Origin of the sequence: Cobetia amphilecti (assembly GCF_020217465.1) — a bacterium.
Classification (GTDB): Bacteria; Pseudomonadota; Gammaproteobacteria; order Pseudomonadales; family Halomonadaceae; genus Cobetia; species Cobetia amphilecti.
In genome coordinates, this window is record NZ_CP084115.1 from 3,843,500 (window position 1) to 3,862,663 (window position 19,164).

18 protein-coding genes, 3 tRNA genes and 1 pseudogene are annotated in these 19,164 nt (G+C 64.5%); 16 read left to right on the plus strand and 6 right to left on the minus strand.

Translation table 11 applies throughout. The annotated features are described in order from the left end of the window. Nucleotides 1-51: 51 nt before the first annotated feature. A complete protein-coding gene (gene phbB, locus LCW13_RS15990; RefSeq protein WP_043336510.1) occupies nucleotides 52-798 on the minus strand; it encodes an acetoacetyl-CoA reductase in 747 nt (248 codons plus the stop codon). A 370-nt stretch (nucleotides 799-1,168) separates the two neighbouring features. On the opposite strand from phbB, the gene LCW13_RS15995 reads away from it, so the two are divergent. From LCW13_RS15995 to LCW13_RS16015, 5 genes are all read left to right on the plus strand, one after another. Then, nucleotides 1,169-1,245: transfer RNA gene (locus tag LCW13_RS15995), tRNA-Met, on the plus strand. Between the two features lie 52 nt (nucleotides 1,246-1,297). Beyond that, nucleotides 1,298-1,374: transfer RNA gene (locus LCW13_RS16000), tRNA-Met, on the plus strand. Between the two features lie 43 nt (nucleotides 1,375-1,417). After that, nucleotides 1,418-1,494: transfer RNA gene (locus LCW13_RS16005), tRNA-Met, on the plus strand. 140 nt (nucleotides 1,495-1,634) lie between these two features. After that, a complete protein-coding gene (locus LCW13_RS16010) occupies nucleotides 1,635-2,114 on the plus strand; it encodes an EVE domain-containing protein (RefSeq protein ID WP_216059990.1) in 480 nt (159 codons plus the stop codon). A 134-nt stretch (nucleotides 2,115-2,248) separates the two neighbouring features. Then, entirely contained in the window at nucleotides 2,249-3,214 is a 966-nt protein-coding gene (locus LCW13_RS16015) for a tetratricopeptide repeat protein (RefSeq protein ID WP_043336518.1), read from the plus strand. 627 nt (nucleotides 3,215-3,841) lie between these two features. On the opposite strand, the gene LCW13_RS16020 is transcribed toward LCW13_RS16015, so the two are convergent. After that, on the minus strand, nucleotides 3,842-4,996 hold the full coding sequence (locus LCW13_RS16020) for a MalY/PatB family protein (RefSeq protein ID WP_225347373.1): 1,155 nt from the start codon (nucleotides 4,994-4,996) through the stop codon (nucleotides 3,842-3,844). 120 nt (nucleotides 4,997-5,116) lie between these two features. Here LCW13_RS16020 and LCW13_RS16025 point away from each other — a divergent pair, with 120 nt between their 5' ends. The 9 genes and pseudogenes from LCW13_RS16025 (at nucleotide 5,117) to LCW13_RS16065 (ending at nucleotide 12,214) form a co-directional block, all read left to right on the plus strand. Then, nucleotides 5,117-5,542 carry a hypothetical protein gene (locus LCW13_RS16025; protein ID WP_043336524.1) on the plus strand — a complete coding sequence of 142 codons (426 nt, stop codon included), beginning with the start codon at nucleotides 5,117-5,119 and terminating at the stop codon, nucleotides 5,540-5,542. 590 nt (nucleotides 5,543-6,132) lie between these two features. Further along, entirely contained in the window at nucleotides 6,133-6,570 is a 438-nt protein-coding gene (locus tag LCW13_RS16030) for a universal stress protein (protein ID WP_043336528.1), read from the plus strand. A gap of 80 nt (nucleotides 6,571-6,650) precedes the next feature. After that, nucleotides 6,651-8,192 (plus strand): alanine/glycine:cation symporter family protein, encoded by a 1,542-nt coding sequence (locus LCW13_RS16035; RefSeq protein ID WP_054557282.1) that lies wholly within the window; start codon nucleotides 6,651-6,653, stop codon nucleotides 8,190-8,192. A 215-nt stretch (nucleotides 8,193-8,407) separates the two neighbouring features. Then, nucleotides 8,408-9,430 carry a zinc-binding dehydrogenase gene (locus LCW13_RS16040; protein WP_225347374.1) on the plus strand — a complete coding sequence of 341 codons (1,023 nt, stop codon included), beginning with the start codon at nucleotides 8,408-8,410 and terminating at the stop codon, nucleotides 9,428-9,430. Beyond that, entirely contained in the window at nucleotides 9,427-10,248 is an 822-nt protein-coding gene (locus tag LCW13_RS16045; protein ID WP_043336537.1) for a hypothetical protein, read from the plus strand. Before LCW13_RS16040 ends, LCW13_RS16045 begins: the two co-directional genes overlap by 4 nt. Before the next feature lie 47 nt (nucleotides 10,249-10,295). Beyond that, nucleotides 10,296-10,685, plus strand: a pseudogene (locus tag LCW13_RS16050) (acyl-CoA thioesterase); the annotation flags it as partial. 95 nt (nucleotides 10,686-10,780) lie between these two features. Then, nucleotides 10,781-11,260: an aminoacyl-tRNA deacylase gene (locus LCW13_RS16055; protein WP_054557284.1), complete on the plus strand. Its 480-nt coding sequence runs from the start codon at nucleotides 10,781-10,783 to the stop codon at nucleotides 11,258-11,260. A 119-nt stretch (nucleotides 11,261-11,379) separates the two neighbouring features. Next, nucleotides 11,380-11,709, plus strand: a complete 330-nt coding sequence (locus tag LCW13_RS16060; RefSeq protein WP_043336543.1) for a hypothetical protein — start codon at nucleotides 11,380-11,382, stop codon at nucleotides 11,707-11,709. Beyond that, nucleotides 11,687-12,214 (plus strand): DUF501 domain-containing protein, encoded by a 528-nt coding sequence (locus LCW13_RS16065; RefSeq protein WP_043336547.1) that lies wholly within the window; start codon nucleotides 11,687-11,689, stop codon nucleotides 12,212-12,214. The genes LCW13_RS16060 and LCW13_RS16065 overlap by 23 nt, the downstream gene beginning before the upstream one ends. A 104-nt stretch (nucleotides 12,215-12,318) precedes the next feature. Here the strand turns inward: LCW13_RS16065 and LCW13_RS16070 are convergent, their stop codons facing one another. After that, complete coding sequence (locus LCW13_RS16070) at nucleotides 12,319-13,659, minus strand: sodium-dependent transporter (RefSeq protein WP_043336549.1); 1,341 nt, start codon at nucleotides 13,657-13,659, stop codon at nucleotides 12,319-12,321. Nucleotides 13,660-14,008: 349 nt separating this feature from the next. Here LCW13_RS16070 and LCW13_RS16075 point away from each other — a divergent pair, with 349 nt between their 5' ends. After that, on the plus strand, nucleotides 14,009-14,551 hold the full coding sequence (locus LCW13_RS16075; protein WP_043336551.1) for an LOG family protein: 543 nt from the start codon (nucleotides 14,009-14,011) through the stop codon (nucleotides 14,549-14,551). A 120-nt stretch (nucleotides 14,552-14,671) separates the two neighbouring features. On the opposite strand, the gene LCW13_RS16080 is transcribed toward LCW13_RS16075, so the two are convergent. Continuing rightward, nucleotides 14,672-16,453, minus strand: coding sequence for a GNAT family N-acyltransferase (locus LCW13_RS16080; protein WP_225347375.1), 1,782 nt, complete (start codon nucleotides 16,451-16,453; stop codon nucleotides 14,672-14,674). A gap of 212 nt (nucleotides 16,454-16,665) precedes the next feature. Between LCW13_RS16080 and LCW13_RS16085 the strand changes: the two genes are divergently transcribed. Beyond that, nucleotides 16,666-17,634, plus strand: coding sequence for an NAD(P)H-quinone oxidoreductase (locus tag LCW13_RS16085; RefSeq protein WP_225347376.1), 969 nt, complete (start codon nucleotides 16,666-16,668; stop codon nucleotides 17,632-17,634). Between the two features lie 191 nt (nucleotides 17,635-17,825). On the opposite strand, the gene LCW13_RS16090 is transcribed toward LCW13_RS16085, so the two are convergent. Beyond that, complete coding sequence (locus LCW13_RS16090) at nucleotides 17,826-18,326, minus strand: 3'-5' exonuclease (protein WP_043336558.1); 501 nt, start codon at nucleotides 18,324-18,326, stop codon at nucleotides 17,826-17,828. A 266-nt stretch (nucleotides 18,327-18,592) separates the two neighbouring features. Then, nucleotides 18,593-19,078 carry a tetratricopeptide repeat protein gene (locus tag LCW13_RS16095; RefSeq protein WP_043336560.1) on the minus strand — a complete coding sequence of 162 codons (486 nt, stop codon included), beginning with the start codon at nucleotides 19,076-19,078 and terminating at the stop codon, nucleotides 18,593-18,595. Between the last annotated feature and the right edge of the window lie 86 nt (nucleotides 19,079-19,164).

Below are 19,164 nucleotides of genomic sequence, written 5' to 3' on the forward strand. Positions count from 1 at the left end.
CCAGAGGGGGCCGGGTGCCAACCCTGCTCTGGCTCGCGCTAGCGCAGAGCATCAGCCCATGAACTGGCCGCCATTGATATCCAGGTTGGCACCGGTGATGAAGCCGGATTTCTCGTCGGCCAGGAAGGCGACCGCACGTGCGATCTCGTCCGGCTGACCATAACGCTTGACCGGGATGGTCTCGCGGATCGATTCACGGATCTCTTCGGGGATCTTCATGATCATGTCGGTGGCGATGTAGCCCGGTGACAGGGTGTTGACGGTAATGCCCTTGGTCGCGGTTTCCTGCGCCAGCGCCATGGTCAGACCATGCATGCCCGCCTTGGCGGCCGAGTAGTTGACCTGCCCGAACTGGCCCTTGCGGCCATTGATGGAGGAGATGTTCACGATGCGGCCGTACTTGTGCTCCAGCATGTCATTGATGACGGCACGGCAGGTGTTGAAGACGCTGTCGAGGTTGCAGTTGATGACTTCGCGCCACTGCTCATAGCTCATCTTGCGCATGGAGGTATCACGCGTGATGCCGGCGCAGTTGACCAGAACCGCGATCGGACCGAAGCGCTCGCGGATTTCGTTGACGCCTGCCTGACAGGCTTCGAAGTTGTCCAGCTCGATGCCGGACAGTGCGATGTTCTCGAACCCGGCAGCGCGCTGTTCCGACAGCCACCCCTCTGCCTTTTCCTTGTTCCTGTAACCCGCAATTACCTGATACCCCTGGTTCGCCAGCTCGCGGCAGATAGCGGAACCAATGCCACCGGTACCACCGGTAACCCATGCGACGGGTGCTGTTTGTGTCATCTTATTGTGTCTCCCTAATCCTGGAACGTCCTGTGTCCTTGGCTTGGGCACAGCTTGGCGAATCTGCGGACACCCCCGCCCTGAGAAAACGAGAATGCCTGCAACGACAACAATGACCCGCGTCTCTAACAGCCTGATGACAATCGTGCACTCTGTGACGCCTGCCATCCGCCTGCGCGAGGCGCGTCACCCTCAGTATGGACAGGATGCAGCGGGAATGTATGTAGCAGATCTCTCACACAAGATGCCGATAATCGCTCGAGGTACGCAGACGGGTTGGTGACGACTCACCGGACACGAGAAGTTTGCGTCAATTACGGGATAACGGTTGACGCAGCACTGTATATCCTTATACTACGCCCCACGTTGATGCGGGGTGGAGCAGTCTGGTAGCTCGTCGGGCTCATAACCCGAAGGTCATCGGTTCAAATCCGGTCCCCGCTACCACTGACAAGTCGTTGCCTATCAGGCAATTGCCGGTCAGACACCAACGTGATGTTGCGGGATGGAGCAGTCTGGTAGCTCGTCGGGCTCATAACCCGAAGGTCATCGGTTCAAATCCGGTTCCCGCTACCAACCTCTGATGCGTCAGAGTTGGAGCAAAGGCAGTACCCAGTGTTGCGGGGTGGAGCAGTCTGGTAGCTCGTCGGGCTCATAACCCGAAGGTCATCGGTTCAAATCCGGTCCCCGCTACCAAGAATTCGAAAGGCCTGATGCCATGCATCAGGCCTTTTTCGTATGCGTGAAATTCCTGTGCGATGATGGCGAGGAAGCCGGTTCACGAGCCTGGCTACCCCTATCCATACTCATCATGTCAGTCCCAAGGGAGTGCCTGCATGCGCCACTGGCTGGTCAAGACCGAACCCGATGCCTTCTCGCTGGATGACCTGCGCCGCGAATCACCGGCGCTCTGGGATGGCGTGCGCAACTATCAGGCGCGCAACTTCCTGCGCGAGATGCAGCTCGGTGATGTCGTGCTCATCCAGCACTCCAGCTGCAAGGTGCCTGCGGTGGTCGGACTGGCCGTCGTCAGCGAACTCGCCCTGCCCGACCCGACGGCCAGTGATCCCGAGCACAAGGGCTTCGACCCACGTCAGGTGGCAGATATCGATGCCGACAAGCCTCCGCGCTGGGTCGCCCCGCGTCTGAGCTACCTTCGCCCGCTGCGCACCACCCTGCCCATCGCGCGCCTGAAGGCCCGGCCCGAGCTGGCGGACAGCCACTTGGTGCGCCGCGCACGCCTGTCCGTGATGCCGCTCAGCGAGAGCGAAGCCGCTTGCATCGCCAGCATGGCCGGCGACACCCTGCTGCCGTGAACCGACGCGCCCGGGACGCTCGCGCGAGGAAGTGTCCGGCAGCGCCTTGAACTCCACTGCGACGGGCCGCATCATCAGCCCAACCGGCTCGCGCGCGAGCCTTGAATCGCAGACAGAATTTCGGGGCATGCACCATGATCATCGATCCCAATACCGGCCAGCCACTGACCGGCAATGACACCACCGCCGCCCAGCCACAAGGGGTGGTCGGCGGCGGTGCCGCGAGTGCACCGCGCCAGGCAGAAGACGCCAACACCTACATCATCGATGTGGACATGAGCAATCTTCAGCAGGTGCTGGAAGCCTCACAGCAAGTGCCGGTACTGCTGGATTGCTGGTCGCCGCAGAGCGAGCACTGCCTCGTCCTGACGCCGATCCTCGAGAAGCTGGCACGTGAATATGCGGGCGGCTTCATCCTGGCCAAGCTGAACGCCGAGGAACAGCAGGACATCGCCGCTCAGCTGGGCGTGCGCTCGGTGCCGGACGTCAAGCTGGTCATCCAGGGCGGTCTGGCAGGCAACTTCACCGGCGCACGTCCGGAAGCCGAGATTCGCCAGTTCCTCGAGCAGCACAAGGTCCAGCCGGCGGCAGGAGCAGGTCCCAGCCTCGCGGAGCAGGCGGCCACTGCACTGGAAAGCGGCGACCTCGTCACCGCCAAGGCGCTGTATCAGCAGCTGGCGCAGGAATCCCCCGAGACACCGGAATACCGCATCCACCTCGCCTCGGTGCTGGTCGCAGAAGGCAATGGTGAAGAGGCCCGTCAGCTGCTGGACTCCCTCAAGCCGGAAGACCGTGACGGCGCCCAGGCGCGTGGCGTACGTGCGCGCATCGACTTCATCGCCGAGGCACCGTCTCCCGAAGAGGTGCAGGCGATGATCGAGCGGGACGACAGCGAAGCCCGCTACCAGCGCGCCATGCGTGATCTGGCGGATGGCCACTACGAGCTGGCGCTGGATGCCCTGATCAGCCTGGTGAAGACCGACCGCCAGTACGGCGATGATCTGGCACGCAAGACGCTGCTGCGTGTCTTCGACGCCCTCGGTGCGACCCATGAGTTGACCGTGCGCTTCCGTCGCCAACTGTTCGCTCTGATGTACTGATCGTACTGGCGTGCTGATCGTACTGATGCGCTGATCTTGCTGCTGACCATATCAATGAGTTGATCACGCCACGCAGACGACAAGGCCCCGCCTCCGGTAAAGGAAGCGGGGCCTTGTCATTGAGGGCCTGCCGTCGCGCCGACTCAAGGGCTAACGACGGCTCCAGCCCTTGAGAAGCGAGGGGCGAGCACGCGATTCGCGCACGCTGGGCGGAAAGTCCACCTCTAGTTCCTGGCCCGCAGACTTCACGGCGTCTGGCGCAGACGGGGTGGCAGATGACGCCGCGGGAGCACGGCAGCGGGAAGATGGCGGCGACGAACGCGCCAGGCGCAGGCTCCCGCCCTGACAACACCATTCACGACAGGCCGTCACGCCTGCATCCCTGCTTGCTGGCCGCCCCTGTCGCGGCGTCTCTGCCACCTCATGTCTCATCGTCGCATCTCCTGATGACAAGCCCCTCCCGATGAGCGGCCTGACTTCAGAGTTGACGATAATGATTCTCAATTCAAGTTTGCGATGAGCGATAGCTGCCAACGAAACGCCGCAGACTGACCCAGATCAACTCCGGTACTGTCGCCCCCCCCCTTCTCGGTCGCTTCGCTCGCCCCCGCGATCCCTTCGCCAACCTCAGCCTTTCTGCAGGCGCTCATCCATCTGCTGCAGCGCCTTCTCCAGCTGCACGCGCGTGGTGCCGTAGTTCAAGCGCACGAAGCCCGGCCAGCCGAAGTCTGCGCCATCCGACAGCGCGACATCGCATTCCTCGAGCAGGGTCTGCTGCGGAGACTCCCCGAGCCCTGCCTTGCGCATATCGAGCCAGGCCAGATAGGTGGCCTGCGGGCGCGACATGCTGACACCGTCCCAACGTGCCACATGGCTTTCCAGCAGATCGAGGTTGTCACGCAACACGCCCAGCAACTCCTGACGCCACGGCTCGCCCTCGCGCCACGCCGCTTCGGTCGCGGCCATGCCCAGCACATTGGTATCGGGCATCAAGCCATTGGCGGCGCCGGTGAAGCGTGCACGCAGCTTGGGATCGGTGATCACCGCACAGGCGAACGTAAGCCCGGCAGTGTTGAAGGTCTTGGAGGGCGCCCACAGGGTCACGCAGCGCGCCGCCAGTCGCTCGTTCAGGCTGGCCAGCGGAATATGGCGGGCCGTCGGGTCCACCACCAGATCCGCATGCAGCTCATCGGAGACCACCAGCAGATCGTGACGCTCGACCAGCTCCGCCAGCGCCTCGAGCTCTTCCTCGCGCCAGACGCGGCCGGTAGGATTGTGCGGGTGGCACCATAGCAGCAGCTCGGTCTCGGGGGTGATGGCCGCTTCCAGCGCCTCCAGATCCAGACGCCAGGGGCCGCCTTGTGTCTCGGGCTCTGCCAGCGGTGCCATCTGCGCCAGTCGCCCGGTCTTCTGGGCCACCTTGAGGAAGGGCGGGTAGATCGGGGTCGTCGTGACCACGCCCGCGCCGGGAGAGGTCAATGCCAGACTGGCCAGATGCAAGGCCGGCACCACGCCCGGCAGCCAGACGATGGAGTCACGCGGCACCTCCCAGCCATAATGCTCGCGACTCCAGTCACACAGGCTGTCATCGAGGCCCTCCGACGGCTTGGCATAGCCGTAGACCGGGTGCGCCACTCGCTCGGCCAGCGCTCGCGTCACGGCGGGCGGGGCGCTGAAGTCCATGTCGGCGATCCAGAGGGGCATGACGTCCGAGGCGTAGCGATCCCACTTCTGGGAAGGATACTGGCGTCGATCGAGCGGGGTGATGAAATCGAATGGCAAGATGGAGTCTCCCTGTGGCGGGCAAATTTGGCAGGCAACGCGAGCAGTGCGCTCGACTCACGTCGCCCTCGGGCGGCGAGAAGAATACCTGTGGACCAACTACAGCATAAGGCTTTGTGCATGTCTGAAGACACCTTTTACCCACAGGCCCAGCGCGGGCTGCCCGGTCTGTTGCGTGCCTGGCTGACCCATGGCCGTGGCGACAGCGAGCGCCTCGCCGTGCTGCTGGCCGATACCGCGCGCGTCGCAAGTCTTGGCCAGCCCGCCAGCAATCCCGATGGCGAGACGCTGGAGCAGTGGGCCGCCGAGGGCGGTGCGCCGCTGTGGGCCCCCAAGGCAGCGCTGTTCCTGTTGATGCAGATGCCGGCACGCCCGGTGCCGCAGGGCCCTGATGACGCCTGCGCCTGGGCCTATTGCTGGTTGCGCATGCGCGAACACGACAGTCCCACGGCCGCCCTGATGGCGCTGCCGGAACACCTGCGTCAGCCACTGGCCTGGCCCATCGAAGCCGCCTGGCAAGACCTGACGCACCAGCGGCTGATCTAGCCGCGTCGATTTTGAACACTCGCAGCGCTGTTGGTGAGCAGCGCTGCGTTTTTCTCTACTCTGCTCTCCCCGTGCTCTCACCGGCGCTCTCATCCGTGCGCCCTTCTTCCTCTCCTCGGCTTTCCCTCCCCTGCTTACCCTCTCTTGTCCGTTCCTGTCCGCTCTGATCTATCTCTGCCCGCACTCTCCTTGCCGATCCTTCTCCTTGCGGCTCTTACTCCTTGCCCCTGCGTCACTCCCGGGTCACATCCTCTTCACTCCCGCTCCTCCCTGCTACTGACAGCGATTCTGATGGTGACCCTGCTGGTGCCCTAAAGGGCAGCTCGTCCCGCTCTCGGCATTGCTGACAGCCATGGGTAGCAGTTTTCTCAGCGAATATCGTCACCACCGGCTAATGGCGTAGCGGAAACCTGAGACTCGTCAACGCGCAACTGACGCCATTTCGTTTAATCATCGTTTTGTGAAGCGATACACCCGAAGGGATTTCTTGTGTGAGCGAGGAGTAAAGTTCTTTCAACCGCAACGAAACGGTAATTCAACAAGAATCCGCTGGCGCGACACGACGACCAGCAAGCTTCAGGAGAAGCTCCATGACCACCTCCCTGATTGTCGGACTGGATGGAACCCCGGGCGGCGACAGTGCCATTGCCTATGCCAAGCGCGTCGCCTCTCTGGTGGGCGCGGAAACCAGGATCATTCTCTGCTACGTGGTCGAATGGTCGCCCTACAGCTTCAACACGCCGGAGGAGAACGCCCAGCGTGCCAGCCGCCGTGAGAACGAGATCAAGCTGGCCCGCGAGCGTGTGCTGGCGCCTGCCATCAGCGAGCTGGAAAAGGAGGGCTATCAGGTCGAGGGCCGTGTCCGCCACGGCGATGCCGCCGAGATCCTCAGCCTGCTGGCGCGTGAAGTGAATGCCGAGCAGATCATCGTCGGCCGCAAGGGGGAAAGCGTGCGCTCACGCATCTTCGGCAGCGTGACCGCCCATCTGATTCAAGAGGCCTCGGTGCCCGTCACCATCGTTCCCTGAGACAGGCGCCTCCCGCACCCGCCGCCTGCAGAGATTCGCACCAGACAATAACGACAATTCGCTTTTCGAGGTTACCTCTCATGAGTCGATTCCGCTCCCTGGCCCCCTGGGCTGCCGCGATGGCAGCCCTCATGGCCGCAAGCTCTGCCCGTGCCGAAGGCATGGACCAGGCCATCAGTGACATCGTCGGACCGATCGTCAATCCGATCGTCTCGACTATCTTCTATTCCGTGCCGGTGGCCGGCACCCAGTTCCCGCTGATCGTCGGCTGGCTGATCATCGCGGCCGTCATCTTCACGCTCTATTTCGGCTTCGTGCAGTTCCGCCTGTTCGGCCATGCCATCCGTCTGGTCAAGGGCGACTACACCGACCCGAAGGATGAAGGCGAGGTATCCCACTTCCAGGCACTGGCCACGGCGCTGTCCGGCACGGTCGGCCTTGGCAACATTGCCGGCGTCGCGGTCGCCGTCTCGCTGGGCGGCCCGGGCGCGACCTTCTGGATGATTCTGGCCGGCCTGCTCGGCATGGCCTCCAAGTTCTGTGAATGTACGCTTGGCGTGAAGTACCGCAACGTCAACGCGGATGGTTCCATCTCCGGCGGCCCGATGTACTACCTGTCCAAGGGCTTCGCGGAAAACGGCAAGGCGGGTCTGGGCAAGATTCTGGCGATCTTCTTCGCCATCTGCGCCATCGGTGGCTCCATCGGCGGCGGCAACATGTTCCAGGCCAACCAGTCCTATCAGCAGGCCGTCAACGTCACCGGCGGTGATGCCAGCTTCCTGGTCGGCTACGGCTGGCTGTTCGGTCTCGTGATGGCCGCCATCGTCGGCATGGTCATCATCGGCGGCATCAAGTCCATCGCACGTGTCACCGAGAAGCTGGTGCCGATGATGGCTGTCATCTACGTGATCGCGGCACTCATCATCCTCGGCTTCAACTTCAGTGCGATTCCGGCCGCCTTCGGCGCCATCATCGAAGGTGCCTTCGCACCGGTCGCGGTCGGCGGCGGTATCGTCGGCGTGCTGATCCAGGGCTTCAAGCGTGCTGCCTTCTCCAATGAAGCCGGTATCGGCTCCGCGGCCATCGCCCACTCTGCCGTCAAGACTTCCCAGCCGGCGACCGAAGGGATCGTCGCCCTGCTCGAACCGTTCATCGATACCGTCGTCATCTGCACCATGACCGCGCTGGTCATCGTCATCACCGGCGCCTACCAGGTCGAAGGCCTCGGCGGCGTCCAGCTGACCTCCTACGCCTTCGAGACCGCCTTCCCGTGGTTCCCGTATGTGCTGGCCCTGGCGGTGCTGATGTTCGCCTTCTCCACCATGCTGTCCTGGTCCTACTACGGCTTGAAGGCCTGGACCTACCTGTTCGGTGAGAGCAAGGGCTCCGAGATCGTCTACAAGCTGATCTTCCTCGCCTTCGTGGTCATCGGTTCCTCCATGAGCCTCGGCCCGGTCATCGACTTCTCCGACGCCATGATCTTCGCCATGTCCATCGCCAACATCATCGGCCTCTACTACCTGATGCCGGTAGTGAAGCGTGAGCTGGCCCAGTACATGGCCAAGCTGAAGTCCGGCGAGATCGCACCGGTCGACAAGGAGGCCAAGCGCCAGAACGCGTGATCCCCATCACGCCCAGGCGGGCCTGACACAGCCGTCAGCCGCCGCATGACCCAAGCCCCTGCCCATCGGCAGGGGCTTTTTCGTTGTCGATCATGCAATTCCGTGCATTGGACGGCTGAAACCACCCAAGTCGGATTGCCGCAACGCAGCGCAATGGGTAGGGTGTGGCGCTCACTGGCCACACTGGCCGGAACCCGTATCAACGAGGACGTCTCATGCTCGCTTCCATGCATGCCATGGTGCTGCGCAATCCCGGCCCGGATGCCGACTTCGTGGCGACCGAATGCCCGCTGCCCACTCCCGGCCCCGGCCAGGTGCGCATTCGCGTCGCTGCCTCCAGCGTCAATCCACTGGATCTCAAGCTGGCCAGCGGCCAGGTGCCTCTCCTGCCGCCAGCGCCCTGCGTGCTGCACGGCGACGTGGCCGGTGTGATCGATGCCGTCGGTGATGACGTGCTGGCCTTCTCGCCCGGCGACGAGGTGCTCGGCTTCGCCGGCGGTGTCGCCGCTCATCCGGGCGCGCTGGCGGATTACATGCTCGCCGATGAGCGCCTGATCACCCGCAAGCCGCGCCGCCTGAGCTTCATGGAAGCCGCCGCGTTGCCGGCAGTGTTCATTACCGCCTGGCAGGCACTGGTGGAGCGTGGCCGGCTGGAAGCAGGACAACGCGTGCTGATCCACGGCGGCGCCGGTGGCGTCGGCCATGTGGCATTGCAGATCGCCCGTTGCATCGGCGCGGAAGTCGCCACCACGGTGTCCAGCGATGACAAGGCCCGGGCGGCACGCGACTGCGGCGCGGACCACGTCATTCGCTACCGCGAGGAAGCCGTGGCCGATTACGTGGCCCGGCTGACGGGTGGCGAGGGCTTCGATCTGGTCTTCGATTGCGTCGGTGGCAAAAACCTGGCCGCCAGCTTCGCCGCCAGCAAGCTGGGCGGACGCATCGTGACCATCAATGCGCGCACCACGGTGGATCTCTCGCCGCTGCACGCCGGCAGCCGCAGTCTGGAAGTGCTGTCGATCCTGCTGCCGCTGACCGCGGGCATCGGGCATGAGCAGCAGCGCCAGGCGCTGGGCAAGCTGGTGGAGCTGGTCGAGGAAGGCGAATTCAAGGTGCGCCTCGATGAGCGCCAGTTCGACTTCAGCGAGGTCGCCGAGGCTCATCGTCATCAGGCCTCCGGCAAGGCAGTGGGCAAGGTCTCGCTGGTGCGTCGTCAGTTCTGGGACGCCGCCCAATGAGCGCAGCGCTTCAGGGTGAGCTGGGCCTGCAACTGCTCAAGCTGCTGATCTCGGTGGCGGTGGTGATCGGGCTGTCATTGATCGCGGAGCGCCTCTCGACGCGCATGGCCGGGCTACTGTCCGGCTACCCGCTGGGCACGGCCATCACGCTGGGCTTCATCGGCGTTGAGATCTCTCCCGAGTTCGCCGGCCAGAGCGCCGTCTACACTCTGGCCGGCTTCTCCTCGACGCTGGCGCTGGGGGTCGGCTACTGGCTATGCGGGCGCGCACAGGGACTGCGCGGCGTCATCAACGGCACCCTGGGCGGCCTGCTGGGTTGGCTGCTCGCCAGTCTGGTGCTGGCGCAGTTCGAGTTCACGCGCGTCAGCGGCGTGATCGTGACGCTGATCGCCATCGTGCTGTGCATGCGCCTCTATCGCGGCGTACCGGAGAGCACGGCGCGCAAGTCGCCCTTCTCCTGGGTCTCGCTGCTGGCGCGCGCCGGACTGGCCGCCGGCATCGTGTTCGGCATCACCGCGCTGGCCCATCTGCTGCCGCCCTCGTGGGCAGGCCTGGTGGCGGCCTTCCCGGTCACCATGTACCCGCTGCTGGTGATTCTGCATCTCACCCAGGGGCCAGTGGCCGTCGCGACCGTCATCAAGCACTACCCGGCCGGCCTTGGCTCGCTATTGTGCTATGCGCTGGTGGTCTCGCTCAGTTACCCCGGCATGGGGGTCGGCCTGGGCACCCTGCTCGGTTTCATCGTGGCGACGGCGTGGCTGGGCGTGTTCACGCCGTTGCAACGTCGACTAGCCTCACGACGTACAGCCAGCGCCTGAGCTTCCTGATAGGCTGAAATGCCGCATGGATGCCCAGGAGCGATGACATGTACTTCAAGACGCTGGAACCGGCCTTCTACGACACCGATGCCCTCGGGCACGTCAACAACACGCGCCTGCCGGCCTGGTTCGAGTGGGCGCGCAATGACCTGTTCCGCGTCTTCGTGCCGGACCTCGACCTGCGCAAGTGGCCGCTGATCATGGCGCGCATCGAGGTCGACTTCCTCGCCGAGCTGCAATACGGCCAGCCGGTGGAGATTCGCACCTGGCTGTCGCGTCTCGGCGGCAGCTCCTTCACCGTGACCCAGGAAGCGTGGCAAAGCGGCGTCTGTGGCGCGCGTGGCCACTGCGTGCTGGTGCAGTTCGATCATCATGCCAAGCAGTCGCTGCCCATCGAGGGCGAGCTGCGCGCGACCCTGGTCAGCCATGTACACGAACACACCGACAGCGCCGAACTGGATGTCCCCGCCCTGCGCGAGGCCGCCCGGGCACTCGGGACGCACAGCGCCACCTCCGAGGGGAGCGTGCCGGCATGACACCCGCGCTCAAGCTGCTCAAGGGCAAGCCGCACCGCACACTCGAGTATGCCCACGACCCGCGCGCCCCCGCCTACGGGGAAGAGGCCGCCCGCACGTTGGGGCTTGATCCCGCCCAGGTCTTCAAGACCCTCGTCTGCCAGCTGGAAGGCGGCAATGCACGTCAGCCGCTGGTGGTTGCCGTGGTGCCGGTCAGCGGTACGCTCGACCTCAAGGCACTGGCACGCGCCTGCGGGGCACGCAAGGCGGCGCTGGCCGCGCATGAGGCCGCCGAGCGTGCCACCGGCTATGTGGTCGGCGGCATCAGTCCGCTGGGTCAGAAGAAGCGCCTGCCACTGTGGGTCGATGACAGCGCCGCGACACAGGCGGAAATCTTCATCAGCGGCGGCCGCCGCGGACTGGAGATAGCGCTCGCCCCCGCGTTACTGTGTGAGCTGGGCAATGGTCAGTTCGCCCCGCTGGCCCGTGACGACTGAGGGCCACGGGCCAGGCATTCCAGCACAGGCACTTCATGGCAGTCCCTGCATGATGGACTCTCCATGACGGCTCTCCACGACAAGCACCCGCCACAGCACCGCGTCAGCGAGGAGGCCCGATGGGCATTCGCTACAGCAAGTGGATCTACCCGGACATGACCGAGCTGCATGCGCAGGTCGAGGCGGCGCTGGAGCACTGGTTCAGTGAGCGCTTCGCCGACTACCCGCACATCAGCTTGCCGGGCCTTGACCCCTACGATTATGATGGCTGGTTCAATCGTCTGGCCCCGGAGCTGATGGCGCGCGGCAGTGACTACTGCGAGCGTGAGTGGCATGGCTATGTGCCGAGCCCCCAGCAGCTCAACCAGGCTTTCTTCCGGGCCGTATCCCGGTCCAACAAGTGTGTGCTGGAGCCTGACCGCAAGCATGGTGATCCTGACCAATCATAGTCCCGACGCGCGGGAGCTCGAGATCATCGAGCGCCAGCTCGGGCGCAAGCCGCGCGGCATCCAGGCCGTGGCCGCCACCGATGGCGAGGGCACTCCGCTGGTGCTGCGCATGCATTCGCTGGTGGACGGCAAGCCCTTCCCGACCCTCTACTGGCTGTGCGATGAACGCCTCAAGATCTCGCTGTCACGCATCGAGGCCGAAGGCGTCATCAAGGGACTGGAAGAACGCCTCAAGACCGACGAGGAACTGCTGGCGCGCTACCGTGCCAGTCATGAGGCCTACGTCGCCGAACGCTGGAGCTTCATGAGCGAGGCCGAGCGCAGCGCCATCGAGTCCCAGGGCTTCGCCGACCTGATGCGTGAACGTGGCGTCGGCGGTATCCGTGACTGGAATCAGGTGCGCTGCCTGCACACCCAGTACGCCCAGCATCTCGCCTACGCCGAGGGCAACGCCATCGGTCACTGGGTCGATGCCCATTACGACGTGCTGTCCGAGCTGCCCTGAGCCCTGAGCCCTGACAACGATCGAGCCGATGCCGTCGGCTTGAAGGCAGAAGACGAAGAAGCCCGCCAATTGGCGGGCTTCTTGCGTTGGGACGAGCGTCAAGTCTACAGCGAGTGCGCGAAGACCAGCGCGATGCACAGCGGGCAGATCAGGCGCACGTACCACGGCCAGATCTTCCAGAACAGGCTGGACTCGATGTCCGGCGCCCCGCTCTGGATCTCCTTGAGCAACGCATGGCGCGACATCGCCCAGCCCACCAGCAGGCACATCACCAGCGCGACCAGCGGCTGGCTGTACTGGGTGGTCAACATGATCACCAGGCCGAACAGTGCCCCGAAGTTGGCGGCGATGGTCAGGCTGATGGCCATGATGGCGGCACCGACGGCCAGGGTGGCGGCACGCCGACCCAGCCAGCCACGCTCGACCACGAAGGACACCGGCACTTCCAGCATCGAGATGGAAGAGGTGATGCCCGCCACGCTCATCAGCGCGAAGAACGCCACCATCAGGATGTCACCTGCGCCGCCCATCTGGCCGAACAGCGCCGGCAGCGTGTCGAACAGCAGGGTGTCCGAGCTCTTGAGCAGGCCATCGGCATCGAAGATCTCGACGCCCAGATGACGCGCGGCGTACATGGCCGGAATCACCAGCAGGCCGGCGAGGAAGGCGATGCCGACATCGATCAGCGTCACCAGTACGCCCAGACGCGGCAGGTTCTGCTCCGGCCCCAGATAGGAGCCGTAGATCAGCATCGCGCCCACGCCGAGAGACAGCGAGAAGAACGCCTGGCCCATCGCGCTCAGCATCAGGTCGGCATCGAAGATGCGGTCCCACTGTGGCGTCAGGTAGACACTCAGGCCTTCATCGGCGCCCGGCAGGGTCAGCACATAGCCGATCAGACCGACCAGCAGCATCAGCAACAGCGGCATCAGACGCGTGGACCACTTCTCGATCCCGCCGCGCACACCACCGACCACGATCGCCATCGTCAAGGCGAGGAAGACCGCCGTCAGCGAGACATTGCGCGTGAAGTCGAAGGTGGTCAGCCAGCTGGCGGCGGAGCTCATGCCCAGCGCCTCGCTGACCGGTGCGGCGGTATAGCCCAGCAGCCAGCCCGCGACGATGGCATAGAAGGCCAGGATCAGGCTGGCGGTCAGCATGCCCGCCCAGCCCGCCAGCGCGCCGAAACGCTTGGTGATGCCTCGACCGAGACTCATGCTGGTGACGATGTTGGCCTGACCATGGCGGCCGATGACAAGCTCAGCCATCAAGGCCGGCCATGCCAGCAGGAAGGCCAGCACCAGATACATCACCACGAAGGCCCCGCCTCCGTTGTTGGCCGTCTGGGACGGGAAGCCCCACACGTTGCCAAGTCCTACTGCCGAACCAGCGGCGGCCATCAAGAAGCCCAGCCGACTGGCAAAGCGTCCGCGCACCTGCGCCATCTGCCTCTCCTGCCTTGTTGTTCCGCGTCCGTCGAAGACGACGTCGCGATGAGTCCACGCTCGCCGAAGGCGGCGTCGCGATGAGTTGGGGTGCATCCCGGTGCAAGCTCACGGGGCGCCAGCGCCCGCCAGCCGTCGCCTGCGGGGGCGGCAAGGGTAGCAGAGCAGGCCCGCGAATGCAGGCGACAACGCCGAAAGTCAGCACGTGCCCGCGTTGGCCACGGGGCAATGCCGAGTTCCTCACCGGCGTCATAGCGTCGCCGCACAACTCGCGTAGGATAGGAAGGACATGACATCAAGGCACGGCAGCCAGCAGTGAGCGCCGCCGAGAAACATTCAGGAGAGCAACATGCATCGCATCTGTGTCTATCTGGGCTCCCGCGAGGGCGTCTCCCCACAGCACCGCCAACTGGCCGAAGCCCTGGGCACGGCCATCGCCGAGCGCGGCTGGGGACTGGTCTACGGAGGCGCGCGCGCCGGGCTGATGGGAGCGTTGGCAGATGCCGCGCTGGCAGCGGGCGGTGAGGTGATCGGCGTGATCCCCCAGGCACTGGTACGCAACGAGAAGGCGCATACCGGTCTGACACGCTTGATCGAGGTAGCGGACATGCATGAGCGCAAGGCGCAGATGGCCGCACTGGCGGATGCCTTCGTGACCCTGCCCGGCGGGATTGGCACCCTGGAGGAATTGTTCGAGACCTGGACCTGGCAGTATCTGCGCTTTCACGCCAAGCCGATCGCCGTCCTCGACAGTGACGGCTTCTTCGCGCCCCTGCTCGAGTTTCTGGACCGCACCGTCGAGGCGGGCTTCCTCGATGCGGACACTCGCGCGCGTCTGATCAGCGAGCGCGAGATCGCCCCCCTGCTGAAGCGTCTGGCGCCCGAGACGTAAGACCTGAGACCTGCCAGGCTGTCGCGTCACTCCCCATCAAGCGCATGACGCCGGCGCCATGGGGAGTGACTCTGCGAGCGGCCGTCTCAGCTCAGCGCGCTCTTTCAGCAGCGCGCCACCTCAGTTCAGCGCCGTCTCGCCAACAGCCTCAACGGCGTCGTCCGAGGCGGCCTGCTGCTGAACGGGTTTGCCGATATAGCGCGCCCGCTTGCTGGCGGTGACCTGCTCGACATCGACCATCACCAGGCCGTCGATGCAGTAACCGAAATCGGCGTCGACACTGAAATCGAGGAAGCGGGTGCCGCCGGGCTCGGTGACCTCGGCGTACTGCTTGTAGAGCGTCGGCACCGTCACGCCCATCGCATCCAGCTGGGCACGCAGGCGGCGGAAATCGCCATCGGCGTCCTGACCATCGAACAGGCGCTCCGCTTCATGGGCGGCGCTGCCCGGCACGCTCTGGGCGACCGGTGCCCGTGCGCGCGCCAGCCCCTCATCATCCCCGTAGTAGTGACGGTAGTAGCTGACGATCAGTACCCTGGCGGCCTCCGGATAGCTGTTGGAGAGCGTGACCGGGCCGAACAGCCAGCGAATCTCGGGATGACAGCGCAGATAGGCGCCCAGCCCCTGCCACAGGTAATCGAGACTGCGCCGCCCCCAGTAGCGCGGCTGCACGAAGCTGCGCCCCAGCTCCAGACCGTCCTGCATGCGCTCGAACATCTCCGGCGTGAAGCGGAACAGGGTCGGGCTGTAGAGCCCCTTCTCGCCATGTGCCGCCATGATCTTGCGCACCTCACCGATGCGATAGGCACCGGCGATCTCGAGATCGGCGTCATCCCACAGCACCAGATGCCGGTAGTGGGCGTCATAGCGATCGATATCGCGCCGCTCGCCGGTGCCCTCGCCGACCCGCCGGAAACTGATCTCGCGCAGTCGCCCGATCTCGCGCATCACGCTGGAGCCGGGGAAGGCATCGAACAGATAGATCTTCTTGCCGTCGCGGGTCTCGCCCAGCAGTTCACAGGGCGTCAGTTCCTCACGCAGCGCCTGGCGCTCCTCCGGATGGCCGATGGCCTTCTCGGTCACGAACAGACCGCGCTTGCCGCGCCCGATGCGATACAGGTGCTTGCGCAGCAGGCGCGTCTTGGCGTTGGTATTGAGGGCATCGCTGTCGAGGCGCTCCAGCGGAATCAGCTCGCCGATGCGCAGCTTGAGCTGCCGCTCGCGCTGGCGAAACATCTCATGCGCCAGCAGGGGCGTGCCGAAGCTGCGGTTGATCGACGACAGCGCATAGAAGAGCGTCGAGTTGCGCCCGCTGACGTGGATAGGCAGCACCGGCGCGTTGGTCTTGCGCGCGAAATGCAGGAAACCCGACAGCCACTTGCCGTCACGTGGCCCGGTCGGGCCTGCACGCGAGACCTCGCCGGCCGGGAAGATGATCACGGCCTCTTCATTCATCAGCGCATCGCAGATCTGACCACTGCTCTTGCGATAGCCACGACGACTGAGGTTGTCCAGCGGCAGCAGCAAGGGTGCCAGCGGCTCGACCTTCATCAGGATGTCGTTGGCGACGATCTTGACGTCGCGGCGCACTTCGCCGACCAGCTTGAGCAGTGCGAGGCCATCCAGTGACCCCAGCGGATGGTTGGCGACGATGACGACACGCCCGTAGGCCGGAATGTTCTCGCGCTCCCGCGAGGACACCGAGTATCCGAAGGAGAAGTGATCGAGCACGCGGTCAATGAAGTCGAAGCCGCGCTGGTCCGAGTTCTCGCCGAGGAAGGCATTGATCTCGCCCTCATGCACCAGGCGCCGCAGCATGGCCAGAGCTGGCCGCCGGATCAGCGGGTGACGTTTGGCAAAGGCAGGATACTTGGCAGCGATGACGCGGGCAGTATCGATCATGCTCTCTCCTTGGCCGCACGGAGTGCGGAACGCGATGTCTGGATCATGGGGCTTGATATCACGTCAGGTTCGCGCCACTTCATGACAGATGCGTCACAGTCCCCGTACAGTGAGATGACAGTCGCCCACGTGACCCGCGGCCGATGCGCCCCGGCACGGAGATCATCCGCGTACGAACAGGCAGCGCGACTGCCACGCCAAGGAGAGAGCGAATGTTTGCGATAGCCGTCGAGAATGAATCACTGGTCTGGCAGGAAACCGAGGCCCCGCAAGGGATCGCCTCGGATGAGGTGCGTATCGAAGTGGCCTGGGCCGGCGTCAACCGCGCCGACCTGATGCAGCGTGCCGGCCAATATCCGCCACCCGAAGGCGCCAGTCAGATCCTGGGACTTGAGGTCAGTGGCACCATTCGTGAAGTTGGCCGACACGTCGAGCGCTTCAAGGTCGGTGATCCGGTCTGTGCGCTGCTGTCCGGTGGCGGCTATGCCGAGGAGGTGGTCGTCAACGCCCTGCAGGTGTTGCCGGTACCGGAGGGCTATAGCTTGCGAGACGCCGCCGCGCTGCCGGAGATGTTCGCCACCGCCTGGCTGAACCTGTTCATCGAGGGCAATCTCAAGCACAAGGAGCGCGTACTGCTTCACGCCGGTGCCAGCGGCATCGGTACCACCGCCATCCAGCTGTGCGGGCTGTTCGGGCATCCGTGCTTCGTGACCGTCGGCAGCCAGGAAAAGCTGGAGACCTGCCTGCGCCTCGGCGCGGATGCCGGCTGGAACCGCCACGATGGCAGCTTCGTGGAGGCCGTGAACGACTGGGGCGGCGCCGACATGATTCTCGACCCGGTGGGCGGCGGCTATCTGGCCGACAATCAGCAGGTGCTGAAGCAGGATGGCCGCATGGTATTGATCGGCCTGATGGGCGGGCGCATGGATGAGCTGGATCTGGGTCGCATGCTGATGAAGCGTCAGCGCCTGATCGGCTCGACCCTGCGTTCGCGCTCCCCCGATGGCAAGGGCATGGTGCTGGATGCGCTCTACGTGCATGTGTGGCCACGCCTGGCACGGGGTGAGCTGCGCCCGCATATCGACAAGAGCTGGCCGATCCAGGAAGCCGATGCCGCGCATGCCTATGTGCAGGACAACGCCAGCACCGGCAAGGTGTTGCTGGCGGTGACGGGCGCCTGAGCCTCGTCATGGCGCTGATGACATCAGCAGCATGAAAAAGCGGCAGCCCAGTGGGCTGCCGCTTTTTGGGCTTTATTGGCGCTATCTCGTGCTCGCTGCTCCGCCTGACAACATCTGACCTGACAACACCCGGCCTGACAGCAGTGTCGCTCATGCCGCCAGGCGTAGGCCCCGAGGCACCTGGCAGAGGCTTACTCGCTACGCCCGATCGACTGGGCTTTCTGCCAGGTGAGTTGCAGCAGACGGGCGTCGTCTCCGGCGCGATGGCGCTGGATGCCGCCCTCGGCGATCACCGCTTCCTTGAGCTCCGCCCAGCAATTCAGCTGCTCCTCATCGAGCAGCCGTCTGAGCGCCTCGAGACGAAAGCGCGGCAGCATGCCGGCATGATAGAACAGCAGCGAGAGCCAGGTATTGTCGTAGCCCCAGCTGTCGCTATAGGCGATTCCCGCCTCACCCAGCTCATCATTGACCCACTGCGCCACCTCACGCACTGGTCGCCCTTCGCGTGCCAGCCGCGCCCGTGAGATGCCATGCAACAGCTCCGCCTTCGGGTCCCAATGCACCCACTCATCAAGAGGCTGTATCAGAAAGGCGCAACTGCTGCCGTCGGCACGCGCCAGCCCGATCTCGATCGGATAGCTACCACGGCCAAAGCCGGAGGCTTCAATATCGAGCAGAATAGGCAGCGTCACACGAATCTCCCAAGGTATCTCAGGCAGACAGGGCCCGGGCGAGAAGAGGTTGAATGTCCTCAGGTTACGGGAATTGCCCCCTGCTTGGCGAGTCCTGAGCGCGACGCTGTCAACGCAGGCATCAGGTCGATCTGCTCCATCACGCTGGCATCACGTTCAAGAGACGCGCGCGGGAGGGCCAGAGACGACAACGCCCTCACGAAGAGGGCGTTGTCAGTGGCAGCGAGGGCAGTACCGCAGCTGGTACATCCGGTCAGTACATCAGCTCAGTGCAGGTCTGCCTCACCACCCGTGCGGGCGTGGGCTTCCCACTGCTCGGCCTTGTGCGGACAGACCGCCAGACCGAGGGAGCCTTCACGATAGGCACGCGCCAGGCGCTGGGCCGCGAGAGCATGGCGGCACTCGGCGGCACGTGCGTACCAGGTCACGGCCTTGGCCGGATCGCTCTGATACTGGGCACAGCCATACTCATAGATACGCGCCGCCTGATACTGGGCATGCACGTCACCGGCCTGCGCGGCCTTGATGACGAAACGCGCGCCCTTGGCCTTTTCCTGAGCGGAGTTGCCGCGCTGGAACAGCATGTGCCCGTACAATGACAACGCACCGGTGTGACCGGCATTGGCGCAGTGATTGAACAGACGCATGGTCAGACGATGCTTCTGCTGAGAGCCGGACAGCCAGGAGGCGTGGAACAGACGCTCCGCCAGGCGGTATTTCAGTCCAGTCATCAGGGTTGGGGCCTGCGGCATGACGAGTAACCTTGATACAGAATAAGAGGGGTGACGCCGTGTCCTGGCCCGATCCTGAGCCCGCGACGCTATTCTCCTTGCCAACA

Excerpts from the sequence above, each read along its gene's own strand:
- LCW13_RS16030 (WP_043336528.1), top strand. The coding sequence starts at position 6,133 with ATGACCACCTCCCTGATTGTCGGACTGGATGGAACCCCGGGCGGCGAC.
- LCW13_RS16085 (WP_225347376.1), top strand. The coding sequence starts at position 16,666 with ATGTTTGCGATAGCCGTCGAGAATGAATCACTGGTCTGGCAGGAAACC.
- LCW13_RS16010 (WP_216059990.1), top strand. The coding sequence starts at position 1,635 with ATGCGCCACTGGCTGGTCAAGACCGAACCCGATGCCTTCTCGCTGGAT.
- LCW13_RS16055 (WP_054557284.1), top strand. The coding sequence starts at position 10,781 with ATGACACCCGCGCTCAAGCTGCTCAAGGGCAAGCCGCACCGCACACTC.
- LCW13_RS16060 (WP_043336543.1), top strand. The coding sequence starts at position 11,380 with ATGGGCATTCGCTACAGCAAGTGGATCTACCCGGACATGACCGAGCTG.
- LCW13_RS16075 (WP_043336551.1), top strand. The coding sequence starts at position 14,009 with ATGCATCGCATCTGTGTCTATCTGGGCTCCCGCGAGGGCGTCTCCCCA.
- phbB (WP_043336510.1), bottom strand. The coding sequence starts at position 798 with ATGACACAAACAGCACCCGTCGCATGGGTTACCGGTGGTACCGGTGGC.
- LCW13_RS16070 (WP_043336549.1), bottom strand. The coding sequence starts at position 13,659 with ATGGCGCAGGTGCGCGGACGCTTTGCCAGTCGGCTGGGCTTCTTGATG.
- LCW13_RS16035 (WP_054557282.1), top strand. The coding sequence starts at position 6,651 with ATGAGTCGATTCCGCTCCCTGGCCCCCTGGGCTGCCGCGATGGCAGCC.
- LCW13_RS16080 (WP_225347375.1), bottom strand. The coding sequence starts at position 16,453 with ATGATCGATACTGCCCGCGTCATCGCTGCCAAGTATCCTGCCTTTGCC.
- LCW13_RS16025 (WP_043336524.1), top strand. The coding sequence starts at position 5,117 with ATGTCTGAAGACACCTTTTACCCACAGGCCCAGCGCGGGCTGCCCGGT.
- LCW13_RS16040 (WP_225347374.1), top strand. The coding sequence starts at position 8,408 with ATGCTCGCTTCCATGCATGCCATGGTGCTGCGCAATCCCGGCCCGGAT.
- LCW13_RS16015 (WP_043336518.1), top strand. The coding sequence starts at position 2,249 with ATGATCATCGATCCCAATACCGGCCAGCCACTGACCGGCAATGACACC.
- LCW13_RS16065 (WP_043336547.1), top strand. The coding sequence starts at position 11,687 with ATGGTGATCCTGACCAATCATAGTCCCGACGCGCGGGAGCTCGAGATC.
- LCW13_RS16045 (WP_043336537.1), top strand. The coding sequence starts at position 9,427 with ATGAGCGCAGCGCTTCAGGGTGAGCTGGGCCTGCAACTGCTCAAGCTG.
- LCW13_RS16095 (WP_043336560.1), bottom strand. The coding sequence starts at position 19,078 with ATGCCGCAGGCCCCAACCCTGATGACTGGACTGAAATACCGCCTGGCG.